This is a genomic window from Corynebacterium sp., from assembly GCF_012837295.1.
Lineage (GTDB): Bacteria > Actinomycetota > Actinomycetes > Mycobacteriales > Mycobacteriaceae > Corynebacterium.
In genome coordinates this window covers 1-7,202 of the sequence record NZ_DURI01000136.1, presented here as the reverse complement: position 1 = coordinate 7,202, position 7,202 = coordinate 1, and the positions used below count along the sequence as shown (strand labels likewise).

Annotated in this window: 4 protein-coding genes and 2 pseudogenes; 4 read left to right on the top strand and 2 right to left on the bottom strand. The window is 70.3% G+C overall.

The annotated features are described in order from the left end of the window. Both GX015_RS04660 and GX015_RS04655 read left to right on the top strand, forming a co-directional pair. Nucleotides 1-305, top strand: a pseudogene (locus GX015_RS04660) (hypothetical protein); the annotation flags it as partial. An 84-nt stretch (nt 306-389) separates the two neighbouring features. After that, nucleotides 390-1,211 carry an HAD family hydrolase gene (locus GX015_RS04655; protein ID WP_291343160.1) on the top strand — a complete coding sequence of 274 codons (822 nt, stop codon included), beginning with the start codon at nt 390-392 and terminating at the stop codon, nt 1,209-1,211. Between the two features lie 192 nt (nt 1,212-1,403). On the opposite strand, the gene GX015_RS04650 is transcribed toward GX015_RS04655, so the two are convergent. Beyond that, the gene (locus tag GX015_RS04650) at nt 1,404-3,920 is read right to left on the bottom strand and encodes an N-acetylmuramoyl-L-alanine amidase (protein WP_291343159.1); all 2,517 of its coding nucleotides are present in this window, start codon (nt 3,918-3,920) and stop codon (nt 1,404-1,406) included. A gap of 237 nt (nt 3,921-4,157) precedes the next feature. Here GX015_RS04650 and glf point away from each other — a divergent pair, with 237 nt between their 5' ends. Both glf and GX015_RS04640 read left to right on the top strand, forming a co-directional pair. Then, nucleotides 4,158-5,360, top strand: a complete 1,203-nt coding sequence (gene glf / locus GX015_RS04645) for a UDP-galactopyranose mutase (protein WP_291343158.1) — start codon at nt 4,158-4,160, stop codon at nt 5,358-5,360. A 48-nt stretch (nt 5,361-5,408) separates the two neighbouring features. Further along, nucleotides 5,409-6,707: a DUF418 domain-containing protein gene (locus tag GX015_RS04640; protein ID WP_291343157.1), complete on the top strand. Its 1,299-nt coding sequence runs from the start codon at nt 5,409-5,411 to the stop codon at nt 6,705-6,707. Between the two features lie 126 nt (nt 6,708-6,833). On the opposite strand, the pseudogene GX015_RS04635 reads toward GX015_RS04640, so the two are convergent. After that, a pseudogene (locus GX015_RS04635) lies at nt 6,834-7,202 on the bottom strand (hypothetical protein); the annotation flags it as partial.

Below are 7,202 nucleotides of genomic sequence, written 5' to 3'. Positions count from 1 at the left end.
ACGGCGACGCCCCCGGCGCCTACTGGATGCCCGCCTCCCTCGGCGGTTCCGCGCCGACGCTGGAGGAAGCCAACGAGATGGACGAGAAACTGCGGCTGGAGCGCATCGCCAAGCGTGACGCGAAGCTGATCGCCGAGGGCAAGGAGCCCATCGGCGACGTCAAGAACGACGATGCCGCCGGTCGCGGCGGTGACGGCGACGGCGGATTCGGCGATGGCGGCGGAAACGGCAACGGCAACGGCAACCGTGCCAACGGCAACGGTTCCGCCGCCGACGGTTCCCCCACCGAACCCCGGGAGCGCTGACCCGACGTGACCACCGAGGTTCCCCGCAGCCCCGACGCGGCGGCCGCATCGGGTGGCGGGGGGACGTCGCAAAGCAAGAAGGACCTGCCCCCGCTGCTCGTCGCCTCCGACATCGACGGCACCCTGCTGGATTCGAGGGATCGCGTGTCGCCGCGCCTGAAGTCGGCGATCTCCCGCATGATCCGCCGCGGCGTGCCCCTGACCCTGGCCACCGGCCGCCCCGCGCGCTGGCTGCAGCCGGTGCTGGAGCAGCTGCCCGTGCGGCCCGTGTGCGTCTGCGGCAACGGGGCGGTGCTGTACGACTCCGGGCGCGACGTCGTCCTCGCCGACCACAGCCTGCCGTCCGACGTGCAGGCGGAGGTCGTGGCCATCGCGCGATCGGCCATGGCCGACGTCGGGCCGGTGGGCGTCGCCGTCGAGCGCGCCGGGCGGTCGGCGCTGGACCCGTCCGACGAGCTGTTCGTCGTCGGGCCCGCCTACGCCCACGCATGGGAGTCGACCGAGCACGGCATCTGCGAGGAAATCGAGATGATGTCCGAGCCGGCGACGAAAATGCTGCTCAGCAACCCGGGCATGGCCAGCGCGGAGCTGCATTCGATCATCGCGCCCCACATCCCCGCCGACCTCGCGCACGTGACGTACTCCATGCCCGAGGGGCTCATCGAGGTCTCCGCGCCGGGCGTGACCAAGCGCGCCGGGCTGGAGGAGCTCGCGGGGTTGGTCGGCGCGACCGCCGCCGACGTCGTGTGCTTCGGCGACATGCCCAACGACATCGAGATGCTGCGCTGGGCCGGCCTCGGCGTGGCCATGGGCAACGCGGTGCCGGCGGTGCGGGAGGCCGCGGACGAGGTCACCGCCGCCAACGACGACGACGGCGTCGCGCGGGTGCTCGAGCGCTGGTTCTAGCGGCGGGCGTCGTAAAGCTGCTTTGCGACGACCACCGGGCAGCGCCCCATCCGGAGGCACGGAGGGGCGGGGCACGAAAGGCGGGGAACGAAAGGCGTGCGCGAAAAGGCGGGGCGCGCACCGGTCTAAACCGATGCACGCCCCGCCCGCGTCATGCGCCGGCGCCGCCGGAATGGCGGCCGGCCGGTGCGGCTACTTCAGGTCGACCTTCACCTCGCCGGTGGCCGGATCGAAGGTGATGGTGCCGCCCTGGAACTCGGCCTTCTCGACGCCGCCCTCGACGGACTGCGTCGACGTCGGGGCACCGAGCTCGCCGACCTCGAAGCCCTGCTTGGCCCAGGCATCGGCGATCTCGTCCCACAGCGCGACCGAACCGGTGGTCTCGGAGTCGGTGATGATGCCGTTGTCGAACTTCACGTAGCGCAGCGTGTCCGCGCGGCCCTGCGGGTTCGCGACCGTGGCGCCGGTCTGGATTCCGGTCTGCGCCTCGCCCAGGACATCACCGAACGTTTCGACGACGCTCTGCCACTCGGCGGCGAGGTCGTTCTCCTCGTCGATCTCCAGGATCTTCTCCACGAGCACCGGGATGTCGTCGACGGACGGGCCTTCCTCGATGGACTTGCCGACGGCCGCGAAGATCGCGTCGGCCGACTGGCCCAGGCCCGGCGTGCCCAGCACACCGAAGGCCGCGGCGAGGATGGAACGCGCGCCAGAGATGACGGTCAGGGCGTCATCCTCGGAAATGGAGCCCGACTCCTCGGTTCCCGGCGTCGTGCCCGTGCCCGCACCGCCGGTGTTGTTGCCGCCCGTATTGCCGGTGCCCGGGGTGGTGCCGGTGTTGCCGCCGGTGTTGCCGGGCTTCGGCGAGGTGCCGGTGTTGCCGCCGGTATTGCCCGGCTTCGGGGTCGTGCCGGTGTTGCCGCCGGTGTTGCCGGGCTTCGGGGTGGTCCCCGTGTTGTTGCCACCGGTGTTGTTGCCGGTGCCCGGGGTCACGCCGGTGCCGATGCCGTCGCGGCCGGGCACGTCGATCTTGATGCCGGTGTCGCCGGCCGGCGTCTCGTTGTTCACGTTGCCGCCGGTCAGGGACTTGAACTTCTTGTCGGCGATGCTGCGGATGTTGTCCATCTGCGCGTAGCCCGCGTTGCCCGGGCACGTGGTGTTGCCCACGTCGCGGTGCGCGAAGATGTTCGGCAGCTTCACCTGCGTGCCGTACGAGTACTTGGTGTACGACGAACCGGCGGAGGTCAGCGTCGTGGTGCCCTTCGGCGCGACGCCGGCGACCTTGTGCCGCCAGCCGAGCATGTTGCCCACGGAGTTGATCATCGCCTGGGTCGGCTGGACGGACGAGTAGTCGCCCATCATCGAGATGCCCCACGTGTTCTTGTTGAAGCCGCCCGCGTGCGCGCCCTGGACGTTCTTGTCCAGGCCGCCGTACCGGCCCTCGTAGATGTTGCCGTACTTGTCGACCATCGCGTTGTAGCCCACGTCGCACCAGCCCAGCGTCTGGGCGTGGTACTGGTACACGCCGCGGACGATGCCCGCCGCCTGCGCCTCGGTGTAGTTGTTCGAGCCGGCGGTGTGGTGGACGGTCGTCGCCTTCACCGAATCGTCGTACGTCGCATTGCGGCAGCGAGCGTTCTCGTTGGCGCCCCAGCCGGCGCGGGTTATCACGCGCGGCATGCCCGTGATGTTCTTCGCGTCGACGATCGGGTCGATGGCGTCGCCCTCCTGGGCGTTGCCGTCGATGAACACGGCCTCGACGTCGTCAAGTGCGGCCTCGTCGTTGACGGCCTCGATGTCCCACCATTCGTCAAGGTCGTTGGCCGTGACGCCGCTGGCGCCCTCCGACTCCTTGATGTCGCGGGCGCGCACGCCGGAGGAACCCTCGCCGATCTCGGTCGGCTCGCTCTGGTCGCCCAGGCTGCCGGCGCCGCCCGGCAGGCCGCCGTCCTCGGTGGATCCGCCCGCGGGAGTGTTGGCGGCATCGTCCTGGCCCTCGGAGCTGCCGGTCACGTCGCCGGTCTCGCCCGCGTCGCCGCCGGAGCTGCCCGCGCCGAGGAAGTCTGCGAGGCGGTTGCGCTGCTCGTCCGTCAGGTTGCCCGAGCCCTCGATGTCGTCGACGGTGACGCCGGAGCCGGGTCCGAAGACGTTGAGGCCGTGGGTGGAGATCTGCACGGCGGTGGTCGGCTCGACGTAGACGAGCTCGGTCCCGTTGAGGCCGTTGCCCTCGCCATCGGCGGGGTAGTGGGGCTCGGCGCCGTACCACTCCGACCAGGTGCCGTCCGGGCGCAGGGCGCGGAAGTAGCTGGCCACGTCCGCGGAACCCGTCCAGGTCAGCGCGAACATGGAGAACTCCTCGTCGCGGCGGAGTTCCTTGACCACGCCGCGGCTCGGGTGCTGTTCGTCGACCACGGACTGGGTCGCGATGGCCGCGTCCTCCACCAGCACGGATGAGCCGGTGGACAGGGCGACCTTGTCGATGAGCGCGTCGATCGGCCCACGGCCGTCGTCTTCGACGAGGTCGATGGCCGCGGTGCCGCCGAGAGCGACGAGCGGCGCGGCGATGAGCGCGGAAACCACGCCGAAAATCAGCGGCTTCCGCGCGCCGGACTGGGCGCTGATGCGTCGTCGATTCAACAAGGTAATGACTCCAGAGTTCGGGTGCAGGACGTCCGCCGCACCCGCGCCGGCCCGCTTTTCGCAGGTCATGCGAGTTTCGGGCAGGCGAGAGCTGTGACGGATGTGCAATCAGTTACGAATGTTACCAATGTTACGAGAGTTGTCCATAGTTGTTGACGTGACAGGGGTGCACGTCACACCATGTGGAAGCCCCTCCACGCTTCACGTGGGCGTCGCAAAGCAATGGCCCGCCCATCGCTCGCCGGAGCCCGCCACACCCGGCCCGCCACCGTGATCCCGTCCGGCCCACGCCCTATGCTGGCGACCGTGAACACTGACACCACGTATGACCTTTTCGTCGTCGGCTCCGGATTCTTCGGGCTGACCGTCGCGGAGCGCATGGCCGAGCAGCTGGGCAAGCGGGTGCTCGTCGTCGAGCGGCGCGACCACATCGGCGGCAACGCCTACTCCGAGGCCGAGCCGGAAACCGGCATCGAGGTGCACAAGTACGGCGCGCACCTGTTCCACACCTCCAACCAGCGCGTGTGGGACTACGTCAACCGCTTCACCGACTTCACGGGCTACCAGCACCGCGTGTTCGCCATGCACAAGGGCACCGCGTACCAGTTCCCGATGGGCCTGGGCCTGATCACGCAGTTCTTCGGCAAGTACTACAGCCCGGACGACGCCCGCGCCCTGATCCGCGAGCAGGCCTCCGAGATCGACGCCGACGCCGCCGAGAACATGGAGGAGAAGGCGATTTCGCTGATCGGCCGCCCCCTCTACGAGGCGTTCGTGCGCGACTACACCGCCAAGCAGTGGCAGACCGACCCGAAGAACCTGCCGGCGTCGAACATCACCCGCCTGCCGGTGCGGTACACGTTCAACAACCGCTACTTCAACGACGCCTACGAGGGCCTGCCCGTCGAGGGCTACACCAAGTGGCTGGAGAACATGGCCGACCACGAGCTCATCGACGTGGTCACCGACACCGACTGGTTCGACGTCCGCGACGAGCTCCGCGCCGCCAGCCCCGACGCGCCCGTGGTCTACACCGGGCCGCTGGACCGCTACTTCGACTACTCGGAGGGCCGGCTCGGTTGGCGCACGCTTGATTTCGAGACCGAGGTGCTGCCGACCGGCGACTTCCAGGGCACGCCGGTGATGAACTACAACGACGCCGAGGTCCCCTACACCCGCATCCACGAGTTCCGTCACTTCCACCCGGAGCGCGGCGAGTACCCGGCCGACAAGACGGTCATCATGAAGGAGTACTCGCGCTTCGCGGAGGGCGACGACGAGCCGTACTACCCCATCAACACGCCGGACGACCGCGACATGCTGGCCAAGTACCGCGAGCGCGCGGCCGCCGAGGCCCGCGACAACAAGGTGCTGTTCGGCGGCCGTCTGGGCACGTACCAGTACCTGGACATGCACATGGCCATCGCGTCGGCGCTGACCATGGTGGACAACAAGCTGGTGCCGCACTTCACCGAGGGGGCGGCTCTCGAGCAGGAGCGCGGCCACTAGGTCGCCGGCGCCACGCACGCGATTGCTTCACGACGTCCCGGCCCTCCCGTGACCCATCCCCATTCCCCGGAGCCGACCGGGAGGCCGACCTCGCCGCGCATCCACGGCCTGGACATCGCGCGGGCGGTGGCGATCATCGGCATGATGGCCGCGCACCTCGGACCGTGGGCCGGACGGCCCGCGCTTGCCGAGCCCGCGACGTGGCCCGCCGTCGTCAACGGCTACCCGTCGGCGCTGTTCGCGGTGCTGGCGGGCGTGTCCATCGGCATCATCGCCCGCAAGGGCGTGGCGGCCGGGGGAGTGGAGCTGCTGCGGTCGCGGATGCGGCTGGGGGCGCGGGCGGTGATCCTCATCGCGCTGGGCCTGGTGCTGGCATCGCTGCAGAGCGAAGTGATGGTGGTGCTCGTGCCCATGGGCGCGATGTTCCTGGTCGTGTTGCCGCTGGTCACGGCGCGGACGACGACCGTGGCCGGCGTCGCGGCGGCGCTGGCGGTGCTCGGCCCGCTGGTGATGGCGCCGGCGCGGGTGTTCCCGGAGCTGGTGACCAACCCCACGGTCCGCGACGCCATCGTGTTCACGTACCCGCTCACCGCGTGGGCGTTCTACGGCCTCGTCGGGCTGCTGATCCACCGCCTGGTGCTGCGCTTTCCCGCGCGGTGGCCGTGGGTGGCGACGGCGGGGGCCGTCGTGGCGTTGGCAGCGGGATTCCTCTGGAGCGCGTTGGTGCCGGCCCTCGGCGTCGGCGTGAGCGGCGCGGACCTCGACGTGGCGTGGGACGACGGGGTGGGCGGCGTGAACTGGGCGGCGAGCGTCGGCCCGCCGATCGTCGACGCCGCCCTGGATCCCGAGCTCCCCGCGGTCCCCGGCACTGCGCTCGAAGCAGCCGAGTCTGGAGCAGCCGCGTCCGGGGCGGGGATGGGCACGGGGGAGCGGTTGCTGGGCGCCTTCGTCGATGGTTCGGCGCATGCGGCGGGGCTTTTCGACGTCGTCGGAGCCGCCGCCGCGTCACTCGCCGCGATCGCGGTGCTGCTCATGGTCGGCCGGACGCGTATCGGTGCGGCCGCGCTGCATCCGCTGCGGATGATGGGGTCGATGTCGTTGACCGTCTACGTCGCCCACGTGGTCGGCTTCCCCGTCATCGACCTCGCCGGCCTGGCCGTCCCCGCCATCGCGGAGGTGGAGCCGGAGACGTGGCTGATCGCGTCGATCATCGCCGCGATGCTGTTCGCCGTCGCCTGGAAAGCCGGTCACCGGCGCGGCCCGCTCGAGGAGATCATGCACCGCGCCGCGGAACACGCCGCCCGCATCGACGTGCCGGCTTCGGGGCGGGCCGGCGGGACGTCGTAAAGCGAAAAGCGGCCGATCCCGCCAACGCGTTAACCCACCTTGAATGCCGTAACCCACCCGCTGCAACGGGTGGGTGAAGGCATTCAAGGTGGGTTAGCGCTTGAGTGGCCGCCCTGCCCGGACCGACTACGCGTAGGCGACGTTGACCGCGCGGGTGACGCCGTCGCGGGTGATGCTGCCGCCCTGGAAATCGGCGCGGTCGGCGCCCCAGTTCGGGGCCTGGGTGGTGGTCGGCGCGCCGAGGCGGCCGATCTCGAAGCCCTGCTTCGCCCAGGCCTCGGCGACCTCTTCCCAGATGGCGTGGGTGCCGGTGGCCAGGGAGGAGACGATGATGCCGCGCTCGAACTTCACGTAACGCACGGGGTCGGCCTCGCCGGTCTCGTTCGGCACGGTCGCGCCCTGCTGGACGCCCGTGACCGGCTGGCCCAGGACGTCGCCGTACTCGTCGGTGACGGCGCGCCACTCGACGGCGAACTCGTCCTCGCCGTCGCGGGT

Coding starts and splice junctions, on each gene's coding strand:
- GX015_RS04650 (WP_291343159.1), bottom strand. CDS start 3,920: ATGACCTGCGAAAAGCGGGCCGGCGCGGGTGCGGCGGACGTCCTGCAC.